21 protein-coding genes and 1 CRISPR repeat array are annotated in these 25018 nt (G+C 52.3%); of the genes, 6 read left to right on the top strand and 15 right to left on the bottom strand.

What is annotated here, in order from left to right:
- The first annotated feature begins 508 nt into the window (after positions 1-508).
- Positions 509-1174 carry a pentapeptide repeat-containing protein gene (locus BN3772_RS12345; RefSeq protein WP_042199743.1) on the top strand — a complete coding sequence of 222 codons (666 nt, stop codon included), beginning with the start codon at positions 509-511 and terminating at the stop codon, positions 1172-1174.
- A 4-nt stretch (positions 1175-1178) separates the two neighbouring features.
- Here BN3772_RS12345 and BN3772_RS12340 read toward each other — a convergent pair whose 3' ends face one another.
- Positions 1179-1652 (bottom strand): SprT family protein, encoded by a 474-nt coding sequence (locus tag BN3772_RS12340; protein ID WP_086074547.1) that lies wholly within the window; start codon positions 1650-1652, stop codon positions 1179-1181.
- A gap of 132 nt (positions 1653-1784) precedes the next feature.
- On the opposite strand from BN3772_RS12340, the gene BN3772_RS12335 reads away from it, so the two are divergent.
- Together BN3772_RS12335 and cmpA are read left to right on the top strand one after the other, a co-directional pair.
- Positions 1785-2144: a hypothetical protein gene (locus BN3772_RS12335; protein ID WP_042199740.1), complete on the top strand. Its 360-nt coding sequence runs from the start codon at positions 1785-1787 to the stop codon at positions 2142-2144.
- Between the two features lie 113 nt (positions 2145-2257).
- Complete coding sequence (gene cmpA / locus BN3772_RS12330) at positions 2258-2395, top strand: cortex morphogenetic protein CmpA (RefSeq protein ID WP_086074545.1); 138 nt, start codon at positions 2258-2260, stop codon at positions 2393-2395.
- A 103-nt stretch (positions 2396-2498) separates the two neighbouring features.
- Here the strand turns inward: cmpA and BN3772_RS30635 are convergent, their stop codons facing one another.
- From BN3772_RS30635 to BN3772_RS12285, 10 genes are all read right to left on the bottom strand, one after another.
- Positions 2499-2669 (bottom strand): hypothetical protein, encoded by a 171-nt coding sequence (locus tag BN3772_RS30635; protein WP_157643588.1) that lies wholly within the window; start codon positions 2667-2669, stop codon positions 2499-2501.
- 165 nt (positions 2670-2834) lie between these two features.
- On the bottom strand, positions 2835-3326 hold the full coding sequence (locus BN3772_RS12325; RefSeq protein WP_042199739.1) for a DinB family protein: 492 nt from the start codon (positions 3324-3326) through the stop codon (positions 2835-2837).
- Between the two features lie 290 nt (positions 3327-3616).
- A CRISPR array of direct repeats spans positions 3617-3987; the repeat unit is 33 nt; unit sequence ATTTCAATCCACGCACTCCACACGGAGTGCGAC.
- Positions 3988-4251: 264 nt separating this feature from the next.
- Complete coding sequence (locus BN3772_RS12320; protein ID WP_086074544.1) at positions 4252-5079, bottom strand: SWIM zinc finger family protein; 828 nt, start codon at positions 5077-5079, stop codon at positions 4252-4254.
- A 19-nt stretch (positions 5080-5098) separates the two neighbouring features.
- Entirely contained in the window at positions 5099-7795 is a 2697-nt protein-coding gene (locus BN3772_RS12315) for a DEAD/DEAH box helicase (protein ID WP_042199738.1), read from the bottom strand.
- 428 nt (positions 7796-8223) lie between these two features.
- Complete coding sequence (locus BN3772_RS12310) at positions 8224-8544, bottom strand: hypothetical protein (RefSeq protein ID WP_052380480.1); 321 nt, start codon at positions 8542-8544, stop codon at positions 8224-8226.
- 277 nt (positions 8545-8821) lie between these two features.
- Complete coding sequence (locus tag BN3772_RS12305; protein ID WP_042199736.1) at positions 8822-9574, bottom strand: amino acid ABC transporter ATP-binding protein; 753 nt, start codon at positions 9572-9574, stop codon at positions 8822-8824.
- On the bottom strand, positions 9574-10329 hold the full coding sequence (locus BN3772_RS12300) for an amino acid ABC transporter permease (RefSeq protein WP_042199735.1): 756 nt from the start codon (positions 10327-10329) through the stop codon (positions 9574-9576). Before BN3772_RS12300 ends, BN3772_RS12305 begins: the two co-directional genes overlap by 1 nt.
- A gap of 43 nt (positions 10330-10372) precedes the next feature.
- Complete coding sequence (locus tag BN3772_RS12295) at positions 10373-11704, bottom strand: CapA family protein (protein WP_042199734.1); 1332 nt, start codon at positions 11702-11704, stop codon at positions 10373-10375.
- Positions 11705-11722: 18 nt separating this feature from the next.
- Positions 11723-12568, bottom strand: a complete 846-nt coding sequence (locus tag BN3772_RS12290; RefSeq protein ID WP_244444729.1) for a transporter substrate-binding domain-containing protein — start codon at positions 12566-12568, stop codon at positions 11723-11725.
- A gap of 936 nt (positions 12569-13504) precedes the next feature.
- Positions 13505-15484: a GTP-binding protein gene (locus BN3772_RS12285; RefSeq protein WP_042199732.1), complete on the bottom strand. Its 1980-nt coding sequence runs from the start codon at positions 15482-15484 to the stop codon at positions 13505-13507.
- A gap of 266 nt (positions 15485-15750) precedes the next feature.
- Between BN3772_RS12285 and BN3772_RS12280 the strand changes: the two genes are divergently transcribed.
- The gene (locus BN3772_RS12280; protein ID WP_042199731.1) at positions 15751-15954 is read left to right on the top strand and encodes a hypothetical protein; all 204 of its coding nucleotides are present in this window, start codon (positions 15751-15753) and stop codon (positions 15952-15954) included.
- Between the two features lie 5 nt (positions 15955-15959).
- Entirely contained in the window at positions 15960-16934 is a 975-nt protein-coding gene (locus tag BN3772_RS12275) for an S-layer homology domain-containing protein (RefSeq protein WP_042199730.1), read from the top strand.
- A 425-nt stretch (positions 16935-17359) separates the two neighbouring features.
- On the opposite strand, the gene BN3772_RS12265 is transcribed toward BN3772_RS12275, so the two are convergent.
- A complete protein-coding gene (locus tag BN3772_RS12265; RefSeq protein ID WP_042199726.1) occupies positions 17360-18085 on the bottom strand; it encodes a hypothetical protein in 726 nt (241 codons plus the stop codon).
- 248 nt (positions 18086-18333) lie between these two features.
- Between BN3772_RS12265 and BN3772_RS12260 the strand changes: the two genes are divergently transcribed.
- Complete coding sequence (locus tag BN3772_RS12260; protein WP_086074543.1) at positions 18334-19362, top strand: CdaR family transcriptional regulator; 1029 nt, start codon at positions 18334-18336, stop codon at positions 19360-19362.
- A gap of 166 nt (positions 19363-19528) precedes the next feature.
- Here BN3772_RS12260 and BN3772_RS12255 read toward each other — a convergent pair whose 3' ends face one another.
- From BN3772_RS12255 to BN3772_RS12245, 3 genes are all read right to left on the bottom strand, one after another.
- Positions 19529-20671, bottom strand: coding sequence for a glycerate kinase family protein (locus tag BN3772_RS12255; protein ID WP_042199724.1), 1143 nt, complete (start codon positions 20669-20671; stop codon positions 19529-19531).
- 20 nt (positions 20672-20691) lie between these two features.
- Positions 20692-21987 (bottom strand): GntP family permease, encoded by a 1296-nt coding sequence (locus BN3772_RS12250; RefSeq protein WP_042199723.1) that lies wholly within the window; start codon positions 21985-21987, stop codon positions 20692-20694.
- A gap of 727 nt (positions 21988-22714) precedes the next feature.
- Positions 22715-24943: a Tex family protein gene (locus BN3772_RS12245; protein WP_042199721.1), complete on the bottom strand. Its 2229-nt coding sequence runs from the start codon at positions 24941-24943 to the stop codon at positions 22715-22717.
- Positions 24944-25018: the final 75 nt, after the last annotated feature.

The raw sequence follows: 25018 nt of genomic DNA, 5'->3' as shown, positions 1-25018 counted from the left end.
TCCTGCTGCAATCCGCCCCGCTCCTGTACCCCCAACCCCCGCTGCCCCCGCCGGACTCCTGCCCGCGCCAAAAGCAGACAGATCCGGCAGCATAAGCAGCAGCACCAGCAGCCCCGTCACCAGTGACCTGAACCGTTTCATAAATGCGCCCCCCTCTAAGCAAAAATGGACTTCCCTTCCATCTTAGGTTGATAGCGTTTACAAAACGAGGTGTGTTTGTACCCGGCACAGGTGTATTCTTACGGAGATCTGACTGGTTGAGCGGTCAATACTTGTTATCAAACAGATAAAGCAGCCGCCTGGAAAAAGCAATGTTCAGCCCGTTCCAGACTGCCGCTATATTATAGAAGTAATTTATTTTCGGGAAAAAGCAATATGGCCGTCCTTCATCACTAATCTGACATTTCGCACAGAATGTTTGTTTGCATTCAGGAGAGCGTTTACCGCATAATAATTACCAGATGAAGGTAATCTTCATTTATAAAACGTTTGTTACCTGGAGGCTTATATGAAGAACAAAAGTGATAAAGCGGACAAAACCGATAAAATCGAACCCCCGAAGCTCCCAGACCCCGCCCTCCTGCCGCAGCAGCCGATTGATGCCCTGCAGACCAAGGAGGAATACAGCCGCTGCCAGATCAGCGATGTTCAGCTGGAGTACCAGGAGGCCGAGAAGGTCTCTTTTGACAAGGTATTATTCAAAAATGTTATTATCAGCGAATCCTCACTCCGCGCCATTGAGCTAACGGATGTCGTGTTTGAAAACTGCGACTTCTCTAATGTAGATTTCAGCGAGGCCTTTATCCACCGTACCGAATTCAGACAATGTAAAATGATCGGAACCGATTTCACCCGGGCCCGCTTTCAGAATGTCTCTGTGACTGATTCGCTATGCGATTTCGCCAGCTTCCGGTTCGGCAAGCTCAAGCTTACCGCCTTCGGGCAGTGCTCGCTGAACACCGCTGATTATTATCAGGCTGACTTTCAGAAAGTCGCATTTGAAGAATGCACAATGGACCAGGCCGTCATGGCCGGAGTCAAGCTGAAGGATACCGACCTGAGCAGCTGCGAATTCACCGGTCTGCAGGTGGATATCGAAGACTTGCCGGGCTGCATTATTGCTGCGGATCAGGCGGCTTCTTTTGCCGGACTGCTGGGTCTTATCATTAAGTAGCGGATTATTTCTCCGCTTCCAGTGTTATTAGCTTCAGCTTGCCGGAACATTTGCCGCACCGGTAGCGTGCCGGATCGGCCCGCCGTTTGCGCGGATATTCCATATCACAGGCTGTACACACCAGCTTGTACCGGTAAGGCTGCGGTTTACGCGCCTTGGCCCCGGGAAGCGTCTGACAGTAGCGGCTCCCGCCGACTTGGGCCAGCAGGCTTTTAAAATCGGCATCCCGGTGCATATAGCCGCGCTTAGCCAGATGCAGATGATAGTGACAGAGCTCATGCTTGATAATTTTCTCCGTCTCCTCATGCCCGTTAACGGCAAGCTGCTGCGGATTGATCTCTATATTATGACTTTTGGTAAAATACCGTCCGCCCGTCGTCGTCAGTCTGCTGTTAAAGCTGGCCTTGTGCCGGAACGGCACGCCGAAGCTGTTGAGCGATATCCGCTCAATCCACTGCTGCAGCTCCTCGTTACTCATACTGATGCTTGTACCGGTCATAGCGTCCGCCCCCTTTTTTAACAGTGCAAAAATAACATCACCTCTTGAATTGTAACTTGCCCATAGGCTACACTGTCAAGAAGGAAGACAAGTACGGAGGGAGAATAAGTTATGCCAAAAATGCGGTATGTAATCTTGCAGCAGCATCAGGAACTGCAATTTGTAGAAATGCCAGAGGAATATGCGTACCAGCTGAGTGCGCTTAATCTGCGCCTGAATAAGGAGATCGACAAGCTGACCGCCGATAATGTGCCGGATCTGCCGCTTGCGGTTGCGGAGTGCGATGCGCTTGAGCTTTTGCGCGAAGGGTATGTGCTGGAGTCTGGACTGGGGTATATCAACCGGCTGGAGAACGCTTTTGCTTCCATTCAGGAGAAGGAATATCCGCTTATCTCGCTGCTGACCGAAATCCGCGCCCTGCAGGCGCAGCTTGAGCAGTGGTATGAAGAGGAAGAAGAAGGCGTGCATTAGGATTTTTTTGTAAAAGACGGATCAAGCAAATTGTTACCCGCTGCCGCACCATTGGGCCCCTTTATCCATATGCTATCTGTACATAGGATGCATGCTCGTAAGGAGGGGTACATTTGCCGCAGTGGCTCTGCAATCAGCTGATGAAGGCTTATTTCAAGAAAGACCGGCGCCAGATCAAAATGCTCAACGAATGCTGGTTCTTCTACCGTAACTCCGGTGATTCCCGGGAATTTGTCCAGCGGGATTTATAATCGAATGAAACAATGTGCACAAGCAAAAGCCGTGTCTACCTTCAGGTAGGCGCGGCTTTTTGGGGTTAGACGTTAATCTAGCGAATGTCCGCTCACCCTCTAATTAAAACATCGGGAAGACGTACCGCACCAGGAAAAATAAGATTCCGAAGATAATAATAATGTAGGCTGCGTATTTAATAAAGGTGGATGCGACAACGCTGGAGTCCGAGTGCTTGCGTACCTCCGTGCGTTCAACCTCAACACTTCTATCCTTGTAATTCGGATCCATCATCAACCTCTCCCTTCAAATTTGAACTGTTATGACATCCATTAACCCCGGATTTTTCAGGTTGAAACAAATAGCCGCATCTTCCTGCGTCCGGATTATACACAGACGGCAGGAGCTGCGGCTAGAGAATTGATGTGCAATGGATTCGTAATTCTAAGCAAGCCAGCCTTAATTAAAACTGCGGTTCGACGGCCAGGAGCCCTGCAGCTTGCGGATCAGCACAATTTGACCAGTATGGTAAAAATCATGCAGAATCAGGCTCATCACCTCTTCGCCCGGAGCATGTCCGGAGCCGCCCCAGTCATATGCGCCTTCTTCCAATGCTTCAATGATCTCCCGAAGAGAGGCATGGACCGACTTCAGCTTAGTAACGGCCTGTACCCAGGCTTCTTCCCCGCTCTCTGTCACGGTAAAGGTGGCATCATTGTTCTCCAAATCCGGAAGCTGCTCCAGCCCCTTAAGCTTGCGCAGCAGACGCTCCTTGTAGTAAGTCAGATGATTCACCGTCTCCCAGATTGAGTTGCCCGCTTCGCCCGGCTTCCAGACTGCCTGCTCGGCATTAACACCCTCCAAGGCATCACTTAGCGGCGGCGCCCAGTCCTCGGTGTCCATGGCATAGTCCCAGTTCTCTAGCAGTACTTCGCTTATTTTGTTTTGCATGATTTACCTCCTGTGCGGATGAGAGATCAAATTCCAATATCCCCGTTAGGGGCGTACTGGCAGTTGAGGTCAGTGTAACATTTTGGGTGGGGGGATTACAATGTGTATGCTATGGGGGACTGACAGCTACCATGGCCTGTCTCCATCTGCTACTTCAATCTATGTTCACGAATGAATATAGATGAGAAAAACCAACATACAATATTTCAAATCAAACACGTCGCAATCCATTCTCCATACGGAGAGTAGAGTGCGACCTTGGGGCATCTCCTCGGCTATACAATCTACATATTTCAATCCACGTACTCCATACGGAGTGCGACTTTCAGTGGTTCGGCTATCGTACCAGCCTACTTAATTTCAATCCACGCACTCCACACGGAGTGCGACCAGCTCCCGCAGTTCAGGCGCTCCCGTCCGGTCTGAATTTCAATCCACGCACTCCACACGGAGTGCGACCGTGGGTTGAAAAGGGCAATGAAATGGCCAAAGAACATTTCAATCCACGCACTCCACACGGAGTGCGACTAGTGACGATTCAGTCCAATCATCCGATTCTTTATTTCAATCCACGCACTCCACACGGAGTGCGACCGCTGTTACCCGTGCATTTAAGCTGTCGTAAAGAATTTCAATCCACGCACTCCACACGGAGTGCGACAGCGGAAAACAGCATAATTCATGCCGTTCCCACATCAATTCAATACATTTTTACAGAAAGAGTATTGCAAAAAGTATCGATCAACCGTTGACTTTTTATCAACACTGTCTAACCCTTAGGGTTTCGACAAATTCTGAGGTGCGAAGGAACCGGGGATTTCATGGGAGCTTGGCATTCGCACTACTAAATCATACTTCCATCCACGCGCTCTAATATATAGAACAATTCACAAACGTATGCGACTTTTTGGGGTGACAGTATCTTTTACTCCTTATCTAATTCGGTCTTACTTGAATCAGCTTTGTTCTTCGGCGGCCTTCCCCTGCGCGGCTTGGTTACCTCACTCTCCGCATCCAGTTCAATGGTATCCAGCTCAATCCCGAACGTGCTTCCCAGATCCCCATCTTCCAGAACTCTCCGGCCACGCCGGCCGCTCTTACCCATCAGATCCTGAGATTGCTTGGCAAGTGATGCCGAAATCAGCTCATCCATCTTCACATTACGTAGCTCGAAGAGCAGCGCAGAATCCTGATCGAATCGGGCGCCTATCCCATACAGCACAGCTGCTACATGCTTGCACATTACCGCATAATCCGGACAGCTGCAGCTGAAGCGAATCTCTTTGGGGGATGGAAACAGACCCTTGCCCTTGGTCGTGAACAACTCAGACAGCCCCGCAGGGAATTCCCCGCCTGCGAGTTCTTGGAGCGAGCTTATTTGGCCAGCGCAACCTTCAACAATCTGCTGCCATGTGGGACTGGACAATGAACTTATTGTTACCTCAACCTTATATGGCTTCCTTGAGCCCCCCTGAACAAGCGCCTCTACCTTGCCGCCAGCGATCTGCAGGTCAATCACCGAACCATGTCTTACATAGCTGCGCCCTCGATCAATCCGATTGCTGTAATCCGCATAGCTCTCCAGATTCGTACACCATGCCTTGCCCCACCAGGTCGTTGTAATGCTGCGTCCCGTGATGACAACCGGCCATACTTTAGGGTTTTTCTTTTGCAATATTGCTGCTGCCGCTGCGGCTCTGCGTTTCTTCTCTGCAACAGGTACGTATTCAGGAAATTCACTATAGAACCCCATAATCATCCACTCCCACAGCTTACTCTATTAGCTTCATCAAATTCAGTAACTGGTCATTATCCATTTCCGTTATCCAATTGTCCTGAATATCCGGCACAATTTCCTGGGATAGACGAACCTTATCCTCGATGATCTGATCGATTTTCTCCTCAATGGTTCCTTGCGTAATGAACTTATGGACAATCACATTTCGCTGCTGGCCAATCCGAAACGCCCGGTCTGTCGCCTGATTCTCCACCGCCGGATTCCACCATCTGTCGAAATGCACCACATGGTTAGCCGCCGTCAAATTCAGCCCGACTCCGCCCGCTTTGATCGAGAGTACCATGAATGGCACATATTCCTTACCCTGAAAAGCGTCCACCAGCTCTTGCCGTTTCCCGACAGGAGTTCCCCCATGCAAGACAAGCCCTTTGTGCTGAAAGATCGGCTCCAGAAAAGCCTGCAACGCTTCCGTCACTTCCCTGAATTGTGTGAAAATAAGGACTCGTTCCCGCTTTTCGTAGATTGTCTCACAGATTTCGCGCAGCCGTGCAAACTTTCCGCTATCCGGCTCCGCATACACCTGCTGGCCCAAATATTGATCGGGGTGGTTGCAGATTTGTTTGAACTTCATTAATGCAGCAAGCACCAGACCTTTGCGCTGAATCCCCTCATCCGCATCCTCCAGCTTCTCCTGTAATTCCTTAACCAGTTTCTTGTATAGTACGATCTGTTTTTTGGTTAATGAAGCATACGTCTTCATCTCGATTTTGTCAGGCAGATCGGTAATAATACTGCGATCCGTCTTCAGCCGACGCAGAATAAACGGACTCACCGTCTGCCGCAATCTTCCATAGCCATCACTGGAATCACGCAGTCCTCGCGTGAATGTACCGAATTCCTTTGCCGTACCAAGCAGCCCCTTATTGAGAAAATCAAACAACGACCAGAGATCGCTGAGCCTGTTCTCTATAGGAGTGCCTGTCATCGCTATCCGGTAGGAGGCATTGATTCCCTTTACCAGCTTCGTCTGCTTGGTGCCGGGATTTTTGATAGCTTGGGCTTCATCTATAATGAGCATGTCCCATCCATGTGTATTCAGCCACTCATACTTGGCAAGCATTCCATAGGTCGTAATGACAAGCTGAATCCCGTCGCCCAGCGCAGCTGCTTGCTGTATATCTTTGTTCTCGGACGAATGGCATACGTAGTAGCTTAAAGAAGGCGCAAACTTGCCAATCTCTCTCATCCAGTTGCCGACCAGCGAAGCAGGAACAACGAGCAAGGCCCGTTCTTGCCTTACACTTCGGATATAATTAAGCAAGGCAATAATCTGTATGGTTTTGCCTAGACCCATATCGTCTGCCAGACAAGCTCCCAGACCCAGCGTCTTCATCATATGCAGCCAGCTTACGCCCCGCTCCTGATACTCGCGCAAGCTTGCCTGGAAATCCTCACCGGCTCCGCCGAGAGGCTCAATGCGATCAGGCTCCTGCAACCGGTCCATAACCGATTCCAGCCATTGCCCGTTCGTGACCTCAACCTCGACCATATCTGCTTCCACATGCAACAGGCGTTCCGCATTCATATGCAGCTTCATCGCCTCAACGATGCTCAGCCCTGAACCCCCAGCAGTTTCTTCTGCCCGCTCATAAGCATCCAGTGCCTGCTGCAGGCGTTTATGATTGACCTCAACCCATTTGCCCTTGATGAGGGCCAGTCCTTCCTGCTCAGCAAGTAATTGCCGCAGTTCTTCCGCAGATATCGCTTCATCCCCTAACCACAGATTGGCCTGGAAACTGAGCAATGCGTCGGCACTTAAACGGGAAGGCTGCTTATCTCCAACGCTAACATTTAATTTAAGTGAATTAGACTTGCTGCGCCACCATTTGGGAATCCGGCAGAGCACGCCCGCTTCCTCATATAGCACTATCTCACGCAGGAAATCATATGCTTCTTCAGAAGTCAGCCCAATTGGATAAAAAATATCGCCCGACTCCACAAGCTCGCTAATCAGCCCGCTTTGTTCTGCTGCACGGTGCACCGTTGAGAGCAGTTCCAGCAGCTTCCCACTGTTCTCTCCGTAATCTACCAGCGCTTGTTTGAGTGGTAAATGTCTTGTTTTGCCCGCTTCCTGCTTCTCTGAAGCATACGTAGATAAGAATGAAAAGGGATATTCACTTCCTTCCTTGCTCTCTACAAGGTGGAAGTAGACTCTGCCCGCCGGTTGATATGCGGCACCGCTATCCGCGAACCACTGGGCCATACTGCCGCTATGCCGTTTCACATTAGCTGAATATGCCCGATGCAAGCCTTGCCAGAGCCCCTCTATAAAGCTAGCATCCAGCCATTGCGATCCGATCAGATAAGGGGCGCCTGACAGCCATTCCTTTACATTCTTATTCTCCAGCGGAAGGACAGCCGTATCACGCTCCCCTTCCAGATCAGGATGCTGGGCCATTCCTTTTAAAAAATGGATTCCAATCCGCTGCATGAATCGTAGTGACTCCGACAGCCCCTCATTCTGCCGTTTCAGGGCCAACTCTAGCAGGAATTCGTCCGAATCCTTACGAAACAGCTTATACAGCTCATCTTGAAGGGCTTGCTCAGCCGATTCAGCCTCTGCTTGCGATTGCCCCTCTTGCCAGTCTAATTCATACTGCCCCTCTGAAAGCAAAACAACAATAAGCTGCCCTCTCCCGGCAGCCACAGTGGTTGTACTCTGCTGTTGCATAGCATTCACTCCCTTTATACACACCTAATTACAATCTTTCAGATAAGTAAGAGCGGTTTTATGTTTTATTTTGGCATAGCTCAGGCTTTGTTTCAATGTTTCGATCATGTATTCCATATGAAGTGCGACATTGATTAATTTGCAAAGCTATATAATGCGTAAGGATTCAATCCACGCACTCCATACAGAGTGCGACCCGACCACGCATTTAACCGGGTCGCACTTGGTGTTATTTCAATCCACTCATACAGACTGCGACAGAAAGTTTATGCCGTCATGATGGACCCGGCGAAATTTCAATCCACGCACTCCATACAGAGTGCGACAGCGAAAAGCCTTACAATCAATGCTTCATAAGCATTAATTAACTGCTTTCCTTTTAAAATCATATCACACAAATATTGATACATTATTGACTTTTTTAACTATCAATCATTATCATTCGATTTCGACAAAATCTGAGGTGCGAATGATCCGGGAAATCCATGGGAGCTTCCCATTCGCACCGCCATCTCCCGCTCCAGCTCCGCCTCAATCTCTTCATTACTCACTACTGCTTCTTTTGCCTCCACAATCCCCAGGTGCTGCTTAATCTGCTTAAGGTCGCTCTGCACCTCCCTCAGGCGTGCATGAATGCTGAACAGAAAACCAAAACCTACGGCAAACATCGTGAACAGCCCGTATGGACCAAGGAAGGAAGATATAATGATAGCGGTTACAATCGCAACGATGGTTCCAAGTATAATCATGTGCAATCTCCTCATCTCTAAAGGATTTACTAAATTCAGCGCGACTCAAGAAAATTCCGGCCAACAAAAATGGATATGTCCCTTCCTACTTTATAATCCTAATTACATTTCTGCAAACACAAAAGTATCAATTCGTACATGCTTCTTCAGCAGACTAAACCTACATTTATAATATTTACCAGTTTAATTATTATTCGTATCTTTTCCTTTACAATAAAAAACCCCGGAGACACGCCGACTCGCGCGTTCTCCGGGGCTTCTGCTATTTAGGCTAATCTTACTGATTGCCGGTTTTATTGCGGAAGTAGTTGTGCAGGAATTCCTTGGCCCGCTCGGATGTGGGATGATTGAACACCTGATCCGGAGTGCCTTCCTCCACTATCTTACCTTTGTCCAAAAAGAGTACCTTACTCGCCACTTCATATACGAAGCTCATTTCATGCGAAACGAGAATCATCGTCTGGCCGGTGGCTGCGGTCTTTTTGATGGTCTGAAGCACCTCGCCAACGAGCTCAGGATCAAGCGCTGAGGTTGGCTCGTCCAGGAGCAGCAGCTTCGGCTTCATCGCCAGTGCACGGGCAATGCCCACACGCTGCTGCTGGCCGCCGGACAGATGCTTCGGGTAATAATGAGCGCGGTCCGACAGCCCCACTTGCTCTAATTGCTCCAGGGCGATTTGTGCGGCTTCGCGGTCATTCATTTTTTTGACAATCTTCAGGCCTTCCTTGACATTATCCAGTGCTGTCCGGTGCTGGAACAGATTGAAATGCTGGAAGACCATGGCCGTCTGCTTCCGCAGCTCCAGCCGCTGCTTGTTCGTAATGGTGCTGAAATCGACCTTGAAGCCTTCCAGATCCAGCACACCCTTATCCGCCTGCTCCAGACAGTTCAAGGCACGCAGGAAGGTCGATTTACCCGCACCGGAGGAACCGATCAGGGCAACGACATCGCCTTTTTCAATCTCAACCGACAGATCGTCCAGAATCAGATTGCCGTGAAAGGACTTGGATAAGTTACTTACCTTGATCATCAGATTCCTCTCCTTCCCCAGGAAAACCAGCCGCCGCGGTTCACAGCTTGTGCGGAGTCCGGAATAGAGAATCTTCTCTCCATATATCTGAGCAGCTGTTCAATGATGATGGTCATGACCCAATAAATAATGGCGAGTGCGAGATAGACCTCGAAGAAGCGGAAGTTGCTGCCTGAGATAATTTTCCCCTTAGCAGTCATTTCAATCACACCGGCAACAAAGGCCAGGGAAGTCCCCTTCAGCAGTCCGATTAAGGCATTACCGAGCGGCGGAATAGCCACAACAAGCGCCTGGGGCATAATGACTCTTTTCAGCACCTGAAGATAGGTCATCCCCAGGGATTCTGCCGCCTCGATCTGTCCTTTATTCACCGATTGCAGCGCAGCGCGGATGGTCTCCGAATTGTAAGCCGCTTCATTGAATGCGAAGGTAACCAGAACAAACAGCATAGCCGGCACGGCATTGATATTGTAATCTGTCCCGTATTCCTGGTTAATGAATTTCAGCAGCAGCGGTATCCCGTTATATGTGAGGTACAGCTGTACAATGATGGGTGTTCCCCGGATAAAGGAGATAAAGACAGTAACCAGCTGGCTTAGCACAGGGATTTTTTTCATCCGGATAACCGCAAACAGCAACGCAAACACAAGGCCGACTATCATTGATATGACAGTGATTTGCAGACTCACAGGAAGGACCTCTAACAGACGAGGTATGGATGTGAACACCGCGTTTATATCAAAAATCTCTCCCATGCAGATTTACTTCCTTCCACGATGAATTAACATGACGCCGTTCCTAACATTTTTTGACGGTCAGACGCTGGCCCTCATAAGTAATTTCCGTATGATACCGTTCTTTACTTACCGCATTTAGCCGTTCAACCAGTGAGGTTGCCGCTTCTTCGGAAGCAAGTACCGGCAGACCGCGCTTGGTCACCGTCGGATGGGTCAGTCTAAGATCAATCGGAATCAGGTGGTAATCAAACCGGTTGCCTTCCACGCTCAGATCGAACATAACGAGGAAGTTCTCCGAGAATTTGCGGTCGCTGTAAAAGCCCTGCCAGTTCCCTTCACTGTCCTTGGTTCTATTCTTGTGCAGGGTAGACGGAGCTTCATTCTCCGCATATCCGTAGGCGGTGAACATCTCTGGAGATACAATCGACTCCCCCGCCTCAAACTCCATAAACAGACTGCCCAGGTTATAGAAAATAGGCTGGCCCTTGTACAGCTCAACGCCTCTGGTGAAGTGACATCCATGCCCGAAGACACAGCTTGCCCCTGCGTCCACCGCACCCCGTGCGAAGGTTTCAATGAACGCTGCCGGATAATCGGAGTACCAGTTCTCATTCTCCCCTTCATGCGTGTGCAGACTGACGAATACGTAATCAGCGCGTTCCCGCGCATCCTTAATCGTACGGAAGATTTCCTGCTGATCCTGCTCATGCGCTGCCGTTTTTACGCGGGAATGCTCTCCCTTTTCAAAGGTTAAATAGCCTTCAAACAGGGAGCCGAACTCATAGTGATTCTCCGATTTGCTCTTATAGGTCTCGATCCGCTTGCCTTCCTCCATGCTGGGAGCAATGCCGATCCGTTCACTGATTTCTTTTAATGCTGCAAAATCCTGATCGTTCACAACATACGTACGCGACCAGCGGAGCGGGTTAACACCCGGACGGGCCGGAACCCCGTTACCCGGATTAGAGGCTGCAAAAACCTCACTTCTCGTCACATCTATAGTGATAATGGCAATCCGTCCGTCTGGTGTATCGATAAAGACCGGCTTACGGGCTTCGTGTAGACTCATGCCAACCCCCAGAGGGAATAGCCCGCGCGCTTCCGCTTCTTCAATGGTATCCACCATGCCTTCAACACCGTAATCACCCGTGTGATTATTCGCAAAGCTGACATAACGGATATTCAAATGCTTGAATTCATCCAGCGCCTTCGGGCGCACGCTTGTCTGATAACCGCGGCCCGCAGCCGGAGCTGTATTCCGTCTTGGCGTTACAAACTCTGCATTGGTAAAGGCCTCGTCAGCCCCCTGCAAAAGAGCAAGCAGCTCCGGGTCCATCGTCTTATATAAATTGCTGCTGGAAAACAACGCATCTCCCGAGACTAGAAATTTCATACGATCCCCTTTCTGCTGCTACTCCATCAGCTCTTTTTTAGGCAGATAGTCGCCGCCCAGCTGTTCTTCGCTGATTTTCAGCAACGAGCCGTCGTTATACATTTCTTTGATTCTATTGTTGACTGCATCGAGCAGTGTACTGTCTGCGGATTTCGAGAAGAGGATATAAGAGCCCGGATCGCTATTCTCGGTGGAAAAGGCTACGACCTTCAGGTTGGTAAAGCCATGCTCTTTAATCGCCTTCTCAGCGGATACGCGGGAAATAATGCGCACATCGTATTTACCTGCTTCAATTCCTTCAAACTGCTTCACAAAGTTCTCGTCAGTGTACAGAATTTCTGCTTTGGCATCCGCGTGCTCTTCATTATAGTTCTCAAGCAGTGTTGCACCGGAATTACCTACTTCAGTTACAGCCTTATAGCCTTTCAGATCTTCAACGGACTTCAGCGTCTCGTCATCCTTGCGCACAACGAATACATTGGCATTCTCGATGATCGGCAGGGAGAAATCGTATTTGCTGCGTCTTTCTGCGTTAGAGCTGAAGTTGTTCGCACCAAGCTGGAAACGCCCGTTATCCAGGCCAGTCAGAATACCTTCGAATTCAATTGCCTGAACATCCAATTTATATTCCGGAAGACCTTCAAAAACAGCCTTCATCACTTCAACATCGTAACCTGTCATTTGGCCGTCCTTCTCATAACTGAACGGATTGCTGACTCCGCTCGTTGCTGCAACGATCGTTTTCACGTCTGCTCCCGCATTGTTTTGCGCTCCGGAGTTGGCTTCATTGTTATTTCCGCAGCCTGCGATAACAGCACCCAGCAGCAGGGTCAGAACACCCGGCAATACTTTCTTTTTCATCATGATAACTTCCCCCTCGTTTAGTAACGGAACAATCATTCTGTCTGATGATGTCCAACTTATCATAGTCATTTAGTCTGGAAACATTATGTCACGGCATGTAAACTGTGTCAAGGTAAACGGGCAATGCGTTGACGAATGTTAGCGAATACAGTCGACACCTCAGCAACGTAACCACAGTCAAAATAACGCCTGGAGTGCTTGCGTCCATTTTTTTCTACTATATATATAGAAGGCTGACGTCCCGCTTCTCACCGTGTTATTCCCCGCTTCAATTTATAGGGTGCCTGAAAGAGGCGAACTTTACCCTTTTTCTTTTATGGATTACGAATAACTGCACTCTGTACAGCTATAGTTGGGATATTGGAGCTGATTTTCGGAATAGCTGCATTCCGTACAATTAAACTACCGATATTCGGGCAAAATCCGGCTTTGGGCTGGTTTTAGTTGCACAAAGTGCAGTTAACTCCAGAAATAAGCTACTCTCCGGGGTTTTAGCTGCACAGATTACACTTATCCGGCAGCCGGAGGCGTCAGACTGGATTCATAGCTCTGGTTAGCCAGTTTTAGGGTCAGCCTTGCACACCAGTTTTACACTCCAGTTTTACACTCCAGTTTTACACTCCAGTTTTACACTCCAGCTTTAATCGACGGTCCTTACATACCTAATTTGCACAAAACCTTTGCACACCAGTTTTACACTCTACCTTTAAACACTAGCTTTATACGCTACCTTTACATGCTACCTTTACATGCTACCTTTACACGCCAGCTTTATAAGCTACCTTCTACGCATCTGCTTTACATCACAGCCTGCTTCATCAGCCTTTTTTGCCCCCCAGGACTGCCAACCGCCTGTGCGGCATACCCGCCAGTCAGCTTCACCGCCATACAACCCAATCAGTCCGCTGCACTAGCCTGCCATCAAGCAAACTTTAATCAGCCCTGCAGCGCCTTCCGCACACTCAAAATATACTTCGCCTGGTCCAGCGGGTTCACACCCCGGCGTGTGCGCCGGGCGGTGACGTCCGGCGGGCACGGCTCGTAGCCGGCAAAAGCGGATGCGAAGGTGCTGCGCCCCTTCGTGTAGGAGCTGAGCGTCACCGGATAATCCAGTGACGTGGCCAGCGGCAGCCGGCCCTCGATGATCATCCGCTCGCCCTGCAGCACCGGCGGCTCGAAGCTGCCGCGCATCTGCACGAGGTCGTTCATCACCCGGCCCGCGTTCTCCTCCGGCACGACGATGCGCACCGCCAGGATTGGCTCCAGCAGCCGGATGCCTGTCCGGTTCAGCCCGTCCATGAGGCCCATCGGCGTAGCCACAGCAAAATCCAGCGGATGGGTATGCCACACATGATGGTTCCCCTCCACCAGCGTTACCTTCAGGTCGGTAACCTCCCAGCCGTAGAGTCCCTGCTGCAGCGCCTCCGGCACGCGGCGTGCCGTCTCGTTCTGATACTGCGGGAGCAGATCGGAGCTGCGCACAACCGATTCATACACAAGACCGCTGCCCGGCGGCCCCGGCTCAATCTTAAACCGCAGAATTGCCCAGCACGGCTTCGGCATCAGGTAAGCAACATAACCTTCGCCCGCAGTGCGCGGCGTCTCCTTGTAGATCACCGACGGCTGGCCGAAGGTGACCTTCAGGCCGTAACGGCTCTCCAGCACGCTGTCCAGCACCTCCAGCTGGATCGGCCCCATCACCTTAATATGCAGCTCGCGTTCCTCCGGCAGCCACTCCGCGCCAAGCTGCGGATCTTCATCCGCCAGCTCCTGCAGCGCGCTGATTACCTTATGGTCGTCCATGTCTGCATCCCAGAATACCCGCACGGTCAACAGCGGCACAGCCAGCTTCGCCTCCTGCGGGACCGCATCCGGCCGGCCCAGCACATCGCCGATCCGCACGCCGGACAAGCCGTAGACTACCGCGATGTCGCCGGCTTCAAGCGCACCGATATCCTCGGTACGGCCGCCTTCCACCTTGCGGATCTGCGTCACCTTAGCCTCTGTCGCCTGGGAGTGGTTCGTTACCGTATCACGGTTGCGGATCGTGCCCTCATAGAGGCGGACGAAGGCCATCCGGCCCATACTTTTGTCCCGCTGGATATTGTAGACGATGCCGGACACCGGCTGCTCCGCAGATCCGCCCGCCCGGGGGAAATAATCTGTCATCGCATCCAGCAGCTCCGTAATGCCGATACCCTTAGCTGCAACTCCGTACACGAGCGGGAACAGACGCCCGGCGGCAGCGGCGGTTTGCATGTATTTTTTCCAATACAGAAGATTCGGCTCCCCGCCCGCCATATACAGTTCAAGCAGTGACTCATCCCGTTCCGCCAGCGTCTCCAGCAGCTCTGTCCGCGCAGCCGCGTCCGACTCACCAGACCACAAATCCGCCGCTCCGCTGTATTCCTGCTCCCTGCCAAGCGGCCGCTGCACCGGAATGATGTCACCCGACAGATAGGTCCGCGCCTGTGCCAGTACGGCTTCCGGGTCCGCGCCGGTCCGGTCCATTTTATTAACAAAAATCAGCGTAGGAATCCCCAGCTTGCGCAGCGCATTCCAGATCATCTCGCTCTGGGCCTGTACGCCTTCAACCGCCGACAGGATCAGCACTGCACAGTCCATCACCCGCAGGCTCCGCTCTACCTCCGACAGGAAATCGACATGGCCCGGCGTATCGACCAGGTTAACCTGCACACCCCGCCAGCTAAAAGAAGCCAGCGCCGCCCGCACCGATATGCCCCGCTGCCGCTCCACCTCCATCGAATCGGTCACAGCTGTTCCGCTGTCCACACTGCCCAGCGCCCGGATACGCCCGCTTTCATATAAAATATGCTCCGTAGTCGTCGTCTTCCCGGCATCGACATGGGCAAAAATCCCGACATTCATCCGCTGTACGCGTTGCTGCTGATCCATCTATTGTCTCCAGTCCTGAGTTTTTAAAGTGATAATAACGTTCTCATCCCTTAAGTGTACTGCGAAACTGCAGCTTGGATCAATCCTTGAGCCCTGCTGCGGTTGGTTCATCCCGGAGGGCTATTGTCATGAAGCAATTAAAAACTGAAGGAACACGGCGGCAGCATGATCTTATGCTAATGATACGAAATTTTGGCGATAATACCTATTAGCACAATGTCTGTAGAAAGTGAAGCTTACGGTTGAATTCCCGGAGGCAGCCATCCGTGGAGCAGACTCCCGGCAAGCCGGAGAAGGCTTCGTTTCCGGTGTGGTTCCTGTCCTCAGACGAGCCGGTTCATATAACGGGGACGGAGATTTTGGGGATGGCGCAGAGCCGCAGCTGTGAGGTTAACCATTCAAATTTCATTTATTTTGCACGAGTCTGCAACCTTTTGCCGCTTTCCCCCATCTATGAGTATAAGAGGTGAGGCACATGAAGAAATTATCATTCCAGGCCCGCGCTAAAAAACTGACAATAGCGTGCGGTATTCTGGCAGCAACAGTATCTATGGGAACATCGGCGTTTGCCTTTTCTGATATGAAGGGTGATGCCAACGAAGCAAAGATCAACGCACTGCACAGTGAAGGCATTGTTAACGGAGTAACCAGTGATTTGTTTGCACCAAAAGCAAAAGTAACTTTTGCCCAGGGCGTGCAGTTTATCGTCAGCGGCCTGAAGCTGTCCCCTACGGAGTCCGGGAAGGCAAGCGACTATTTCGACAAGGTAAAAGACAATGCATGGTATGCATCCGCATTCGTAGCAGCGAAGCAGAACGGGCTGGCTCTGGACAAGACTGTAGATCCTAACGGATCGATCACCCGTGCCCAGTTCGCCCATCTGCTGACCCAGGCGCTGCAGAGCAAAGGGGATTTCCCGGTAACCATGATGTATGCTATGGTCTCTGACGGCGACAAAATGTCTAACGAGCAGATGAACAGCCTGCAGATTCTCGTTAACACCCGGATCGTCAGCCTTGGCACTAACGGCGCATTCCGTCCGACCGAAGCGGTAACCCGCACTGAAGCGGCAGTATGGATCTACGATGCAGCCAAGTTCGCCAAGGAAGTCATCACTCCGGACGAGGACAGCGCTGAAGTTCCAGCCTACGAATACGATTCAGAAGTGAAGCTGGAAAAAGCGGCCGACGGCATCAGCAAAGCTACCGTCACCGTTAACAACCTGCCGAATCCGGGCTACGGCCTGGCCATCGACCGGATTGAATTCGGCAAGGATAACACGGCTGTAATCTACTTCAGCGTAACCAAGCCTGACCCGAACAGCATGTACCCGCAGGTCATCTCCAGCGCCTCTGCTGTGACCTACCTGCCGGAAGGCTATACGGCAACAGTGCAGGCATCGGATAGCAGTGCGGCTGGTCCAGCAAGTTCTGCAATCAACCCGAAATAAGACTGTACTGACAATAAGGCCGTATTTACCTAAAAGGTAAGTACGGCCTATTTTTATGTTGTAACTTATCCTATGCTAGTCCTTCTGTTGTTTTTTCTTCTCTATATAAACCCATGTGTAATAAGTAACCCAAAAAGCAAGTAAAGCGAGGAAGGTATAATATCTTTTTTCGTAAGGCAGCGTGGCAGCCAGGAGGATAGTTAAAATGAGGAACGGCGGCAGAAGTATAAAATATTTCTTTTTATGAAGATTTTTCATTAGTGTTCACCCCGGAGAATACGATTCAAATCAATCGCACTTTTTTATTTACTACGATTTAACAGCATTAAACGTTTCGAAAAATTGGAAATGGCGCCCAAAATAAAAAGAAAACGCAGCTCCCATACCATGACGGGATTGCGTCTTCTTTTACAAACATACTCCGTTTAAGGCGTCCACTCATCGTGCACAATCCCCACCAGAATCCGGTCCTCCCCTATCTTCTCAAACACCAGCCGCAGACTGCGCCAGTCCATACCCTGATACTGCGGATCTATGCTGCTGATGTGGTAATCTACATAGTCATATTTGTCGGCGGGATATACTTCAGTAATGTTATTGATCATCGTGCCTTTATCCTCTGCCGTGTTCAGCGAAATCTGCGCATCCTGTGCGAAATCGGCATCATATACAAACCGTTTGAAATATTCGGCAAAAGTCAGCTTTATCGGCTCTCCGCTTCCCTGGAAGCTTCCCCATGTACGTTGTTCGGAGTCCTTCATCAAACCGCTGATGTCCTCTTGCCTGAACACAAGGTCGTTCTCAGTGTCCACATAACCATACGGTGAAAAACGAACCCCCTGATCCCTTGATACCCAGGCCGCCAGTGTGTCCATGTTACCGTTCTCCAAGGCTCTCATCACCGTCGAGGCTGCTTCGAGTGCAGTCGGCGGTGTTCCTTCATCAGGTACTGCGGACGGGGATGCTGCAGATGACGCAGCTGACGGTTCCGGTGCCTGGCTTGGTGCCGGAGTTCCTGCGGCAGGCTGTTCTGTCTGTACCGGCGCTGCTGTGGCCTCCGGCTCCGCTGCCGGCGTATTGGTGCAGGCAGCAAGAAGCACGAACGCCGCCGCGGCTATGGCCAGCTTACCAGTCTTTTTTACAGTATGCATTGAACCCCTCCTTAATTTGGTTGCTGATATAGATTAGACGGTCCGGTGGCAGCTTTTGTTGCTGAATCAACGGCTTCGTCACGCCTAAATATACCTTATCAGCTTTGCCCGCAGGCTTCTCTAAAAATACACATTTCCATCTTTAATGAAGCTAATGAAACCGTTATAATTTTGTTCAAGTGCACAAAGAACATCATTCATGCCGCTCAAGGGTATCTTGTCCGGTCTGGCAGAGGAGGATTAACCGGTTGTTGCAGCTCTCAGAGAAGCAGGCGCAGGAAATTGTAGACAAAATGATGATGGACATCCCCTATAATATCAACATTATGGACCACGAGGGCATCATCATCGGCAGCGGAACCCCGGAACGGGTCGGTACGGTTCATCAAGGAGCGGTGAAAGCTCTGGCTACCGGAACTATGGTCGAGGTCTGGCAGGACGGCCGTTATGAGAAAAAAGGCACCAACGAGCCCATCGTGATCGCCGGCAGCCGTGTCGGTGTAATCGGCATATCCGGCAATCCGGATGAGGTCCGCCCGTTCTGCAGCATCGTCCGGACTACGGTCTCTCTCCTGATCGAACAAAGGAACACGCTTGAGGATCTCGCCAATGAGGCAAGCCGCAAAAAGGCTTTTTTGGAGCTGCTGCTGTCCCACCAGGGAGCCTACACCCAGAAGCTGCGCAAGGAAGCATCTGCGTATCAGCTGGATCTTCTACTCAAAACAACAGTACTGCTGCTTAAAAATGTTGTTCCGCTGGAAACACAGTCGAAACTGCTGCTTAAATATCCTTCCTTCCTGATTGAGGAGGACAGCTGGCTGATCCTGGTTCAGAATCAGGAGGACAACGCCCCGCTTATCCGCCAGCTGCTGGAAGGACAGCCCCGGGCCTTAGCCGCAGCGGGTAAGCTGGAAGCCAACATCGCGGAGAGCTACCGCCAGGCCAAAGCAGCCATGGGCATTCTGCTGGCACTTAAACCCGGCAGGCAGGCAATCCATTACGCCGAGCATGAATTTCTGGTGAAGCTGAGCCACGCCAATCTCACCGCAAGTGCCGGCACTGTAGCTAAGCTGGAGGATACAGCCGATCTGCTGGAGACACTGCGCAGCTTCATTAACCATAACTGCAGTGTCTCCCAGACCTCCGAGGCATTAAACATCCACCGCAACACTCTGCAATACCGGCTGAAACGGATCGAGAGCCTAACCGGCAAAGACCCGCGCAATCTGCTCCAGCTGCTGGAGCTTACTTATGGCCTGCTCGCATTATATAAGTAAGACCCCCTGATTATAATTAACCAACCCCTGGCGATGCTGCTCTGCCAGTCTGTAAATTAATCCATAGTCTAAGCACAAAAAAAGCCCGCTCCTGCACAATAACATGCTCAGGAGCGGGCCTCTAACGGGGTTGTTTCTATGTTCCAGTCTCTGTTTCTATTGCATCTTACTCAGCCAGCTTCAGTACTCTCGCGATATTCTCACAGGTCCGTTCGACATTCGCCGGGCCGTCCTTCAGCAGCTTCTCCAGCCCGGAAGCGCCGGGGACGATGCCGAAGATCGCATCAATTCCCTCTGCATACAGCGTGTCAATGCCTTCACCAATGTAACCGGCCAGGGCGATGACTTTTTTGCCGCCGGCTTTGGCAGTGGCAGCTACGCCATAAGGGGTTTTGCCGAATTTGGTCTGAAAGTCGATGCCGCCTTCGCCGGTGAATACCAGATCGGCATGCTGCAGCTTCTCTTTCAGGCCGGTATATTCGATTACAATCTCAATCCCGCGCTGGAGTGTTGCCCGGGTAAAGATCATCAGCCCTGCACCAAGCCCTCCGGCGGCTCCGGCACCCGGCAGATCGCGGACGTCCTTGCCAAGCTGCTGCTTGACGATATCTGCATAATGGGCCAGATTGGCATCGAGCTGCTGAACCAGCTCAGGCGTTGCGCCTTTTTGCGGGCCGAATACAACGGATGCGCCCCGTTCGCCGCACAGCGGGTTGGTCACATCACAGGCGACGATCAGCTGCACCTGCTGCAGACGTTCATCCAGCCCCGATACATCAATACTTGCCAGACGGATCAGACTGCCGCCGCCGCGCGGCAGCACCCTGCCGTCAGCATCCAGGAATGTTGCGCCAAGCGCTTCTGCCATCCCGGTGCCCCCGTCATTTGTCGCGCTGCCGCCGATGCCGATAATAATGCTGCGGATACCGCGGTCCAGACATTCCCGGATCAGCTCACCGGTACCATACGTTGTCGTAATCAGCGGGTTACGGTCTGCTTTGGCTACAAGCTGGATGCCGCTGGCCGAAGCCATCTCGATCGCTGCCGTAATGCCGTCGCCCATAATGCCGAATTGCGCCGTAACCGGCTGGCCCAGCGGACCTGTAACTTCTTTTGTATACATCTGTCCGCCCGAGGCATCTACCAGGGACTGAACCGTGCCCTCTCCGCCGTCGGCCATCGGGACATGTATATATTCAGCTCCGGGATAAACCTTCCGCAGCCCTTTTTCCATTGCGATACAGACCTCTTTTGCGCTCATGCTCTCTTTGAACGAATCCGGTGCCAGTACAAAGGTTTTCTCTCTCATTTCCTCACCCCATGTTTAATTTAGAACAAAAATCCGTAGATAACCGTAGCCACAACCGCCATCGTTCCGCCGACAATTGCCTCGTAAGGCACTACGCCCATACGCTGCTTGATGCTCATTTTCATACTGTCTGCAGTCACGTGGAAGTAGTTGCCCTGTGGCAGTGAGTCAATAACCGTCGCTCCGGTGTGCACCATGACAGCCGCCGCCAGCGGTGCGGTCCCCATATCCAGAATAGCCTGCCCGAAGGAGCCGGTTGCCAGAATAACGCCGGTTGAAGTGGAAGCCGTAGCTGCCGCCATCAGAATACCGGAGATCGGTGCCAGGAATGTGCCGGAAATACCGGCCGTTTGAATCAGCTGTACCACCTGGGTGGACAGATCGGATGCCGAGATCAGACCGGCAATACCGCCGGCGCCGATCAGAATCAGTACCGTTGCCGTCATTTTATTAAGCCCGGAAGAGGTGTATTGCAGAATTTTCTTGCTCTGGCCCATAGCCAGCATACCGACAATCCCGGCAATCGGCAGGATGTACAGCGCATCCACCTTGAAATTGGCCAATGCCTCAATCCTGGACAGCGAGCCGAGCGGATTAATCATCAGCAGAATGACTGCAACCAGCGGTGCGACAATGGCCTTGCCAAGCGGCGGATACTTGGAAGTATCTATGTTACCGTTCAGCGCTTCCTCATCTGTAACCATATTTCCTTTTTTCTTCAGGAATGAAGCCACAATTACCGTTACAATCAGACCGCATACCGCCGGGATCAGTCCGGCCAGCATCACATGACTGAGATCGAGATCAAAGCCGCGGGCTGCGGCAATCGTATTCGGATTGGGAGAAATAATATTCCCCGCTTTGCCTCCACCCGACAGTGCCAGCAGCAGCGCTGTTTTGGAGATTCCCATCTTGTTGCCTACGGACAACGCGATCGGCGCTACAATGAGCACCGCCACCGGAATAAACACACCTACCGCGGTAATAATCATCGTTGCCAGCGCCAGTGCCAGGATGGCTTTGCTGCCTCCGAACTTGCGGACAATGGCCTGGGCTATCGTCTCAGCCGCGCCCGATTCCATCATTACTCCGGCCAGCACGCCAGCCGCAAGCACGCGCAGCACCGTCCCCATCACACTCTGTGTACCGCTTACAAGAACGCTTACAGTCTGCTCCAGGTTGGCACCGCCGATCAGCGCCCCGGCAATAGCACCTAGGAACAAAGCATAAACAGGATTGAGCTTTCTCAGTATCAGAATAATGGCTAACGCCAGTCCCGCCAATGCCCCATACCAGCCAATTGTTAATCCTTCCATCGTTATCCCCCTACAACTCATGTTGAACACGCTTTCAGTATAATGGCTGAGCGGGAGAAAAAATATTGATGAACGGACGAAATCCATTGTGCAGTTGACCAATAGGTTAGCCGCTTAAGCAAACTGTAAAAAACGATATAGACGCAGCCCTCTAAAGGCTCTGTATCATAGATAGATACCACCAGCATCCCGGGGGTTCGCCTGCGCTGCGGACCGGACTACGGGCCGGACTACGGGCCGGACTCACGCCGGACTACCGGCCAGACTACGCGCCAGACTACCGGTCGGACTACGGGCCGGACTACACGCCAGACTACGCGCCAGACTACGGGCCGGACTACGCGCCAGATTACGGGCCAGATTACGGGCCAGATTACGCGCCAGATTACGCGCCAGATTACGGGCCAGATTACGGGCCGGACTACACGCCGGCTCTTAAGCTCAAACCATTTATGTGGAAAATCGCCAACTTAATCCTTATAAAATCAAATTTTGGAGGTATTAGCTGGAAAAAGTCCATCTAATATTACCGAAATCACCTCAGTATGGCAAATCCCCCCGGATTAGGTGGCGATTATCCAACTAATCCTCCTGTATGTACCGGTTGGGTACGATTAGACGGCGAAAATCCAACTAATGACGCTCACCGCAAAAAAGCTGAGCCCTCCCCAACAACGGGGCAGCCCAGCTTTCTCATTAACCTCTGCAGAATGAACTCTTATCCGCTCTACTTCACGCTGCCCGCAGCCTCACGCGGCTGGCGCATAGTCAGGCTGACGCGGCCTTTCTTCAGGTCGACGCCGAGCACCCAGACGGTGACGTTGTCGCCAACGGAGACGACGTCCATCGGGTGCTTGACGAAGCTACCGCTGAGCTGGGAGATATGGACCAGCCCGTCGTTCTTAATGCCGATATCGACGAAGGCGCCGAAGTCGATGACGTTGCGGACGGTTCCCTGCATTTCCATGCCGGGAACCAGGTCCTCGATCTTCAGCACATCCGTGCGGAAGATCGGCAGCGGCAGCTCCTCGCGCGGGTCGCGGCCCGGACGCTGCAGGCTCTCCAGGATGTCGCGCAGCGTAGGCACGCCGACATCCAGCCTCACGGCGAGCTCAGCAGCATCCTGCGCTTCGAGCTCAGCCGCAACCTCACGGCTGCCGAGCTTCGCCACGTCCAGCCCGAGCTCGCGGAACAGCCGGTCCACCACCGGATACGATTCCGGGTGGATCGGCGTGCGGTCCAGCGTATTGTCCCCTTCGGGAATACGCAGGAACCCGATGCACTGCTCGAAGGACTTGGCGCCAAGACGCGGCACCTTCTGCAGCTGCTTACGCGTGGTGAACTTGCCGTTCTCCTCGCGGAACTTCACGATATTCTTGGCGATGGTCGAGTTGACGCCCGCCACATAAGAGAGCAGGGACGGCGAAGCTGTGTTCACATCCACGCCGACATGGTTAACGGCCGATTCCACGACGGCCTTAAGGCTCTCCTCCAGATGCTTCTGCGAGACATCATGCTGGTACTGCCCGACCCCGATCGCCTTCGGGTCGATCTTGACCAGCTCCGCGAGCGGGTCCTGCACGCGGCGGGCAATCGATGCGGCGCTGCGCTCGGCCACATCCAGATCCGGGAACTCCTCCGCAGCCAGCTTGGAGGCGGAATAGACGCTGGCTCCTGCCTCGTTAACGATCAGGTACGCCAGCTCCGGATCACCGACCTCGGCAATCACCTCGGCGGTGAACTGCTCCGTCTCCCGCGAGCCGGTGCCGTTGCCGATGACAATCAGCTTGATGCCGTATTTGGCAATCAGCTCCTTGAACTTCGCCGCCGCCTCCTTCTTCTTATTGTTCGGCGGCGTCGGATAGGTCACCGCCACCTCCAGCAGCTTGCCGGTGTCGTCGACGACAGCCAGCTTGCAGCCGGTGCGGTAAGCCGGGTCAACGCCGAGCACGCTCCGGCCCCGGACCGGCGGCTGCAGCAGCAGGCTGCGCAGATTTCCCGAGAAAATCGAGATCGCCTGCGTCTCGCCCTTCTCTGTCATTTCCCCGCGCACCTCACGCTCGACAGACGGCGCGATCAGCCGCTTGTAGGCATCCTCGGTCACAGTCTCCAGCAGCTCCTTGACCGGGGACGGCCCCTTGATCAGCTTACGGCTGATAAAGCCGTGAATCTTATCGGGAACGATCTCGATCCCGACCTTCAGCACACTCTCCCGCTCCCCGCGGTTAATCGCGAGAATGCGGTGAGGCGGCATTTTATGTACCGGCTCACGGTAGCTGTAGTAGTTCTCGTAGACACTTTCCTGCTCCGCATCCTTCGCTTCCGAGATTAGAATGCCCTGGCTTGCCGTATACTGGCGGACCCAGGCCCGGATGACCGGATCATCAGCGATATTCTCGGCGATGATATCCATGGCGCCCTGCAGCGCAGACTCGGCGTTGTCCACACCCTTGTCTGCATCTATATATTTAGCGGCTTCATCAAGCGGCTGGCCCTGGCGGCGCTGCTCCAGCACCCAGTCTGCCAGCGGCTCCAGCCCTCTTTCCTTTGCCACGCTTGCTCTGGTCTTGCGCTTCTGCTTGTAAGGACGGTACAAGTCCTCCACTTCCTGCAGCTTAACCGCCTTCATGATCTGCGCCTGCAGCTCAGGCGTCAGCTTGCCCTGCTCCTCGATGCTGCGGATGACATCCTTCTTGCGGTCACCTAAGTTACGCAGATAAGCCAGCCGTTCTTCAATGTCGCGAAGTACATTCTCATCCAGCTCACCTGTCATTTCCTTACGGTACCGCGCGATGAACGGAATGGTGTTCCCTTCGTCCAGAAGTCCTACAGTAGTCCGTACCTGCTTCAGGCTGATGCTAAGCTCCTTCGCGATAGCCGCAAGGATCAGTTCCTGTTCCTGCCGGAGTGCTGCATCGTCCTGCAGATTGCCGGTATTCGTATTCTCTGCTGCCAATAGTATCCCTCTTTCCGCACACGTGCTGATATCATCATTGCCTACCCTAAAATAGTATCACAGATTGCCGCTGCG

The sequence above is a fragment of the Paenibacillus camerounensis genome, from assembly GCF_000723885.1.
GTDB lineage: Bacteria > Bacillota > Bacilli > Paenibacillales > Paenibacillaceae > Paenibacillus_AQ > Paenibacillus_AQ camerounensis.
This window is presented reverse-complemented; position numbering and strand designations above follow the sequence as displayed.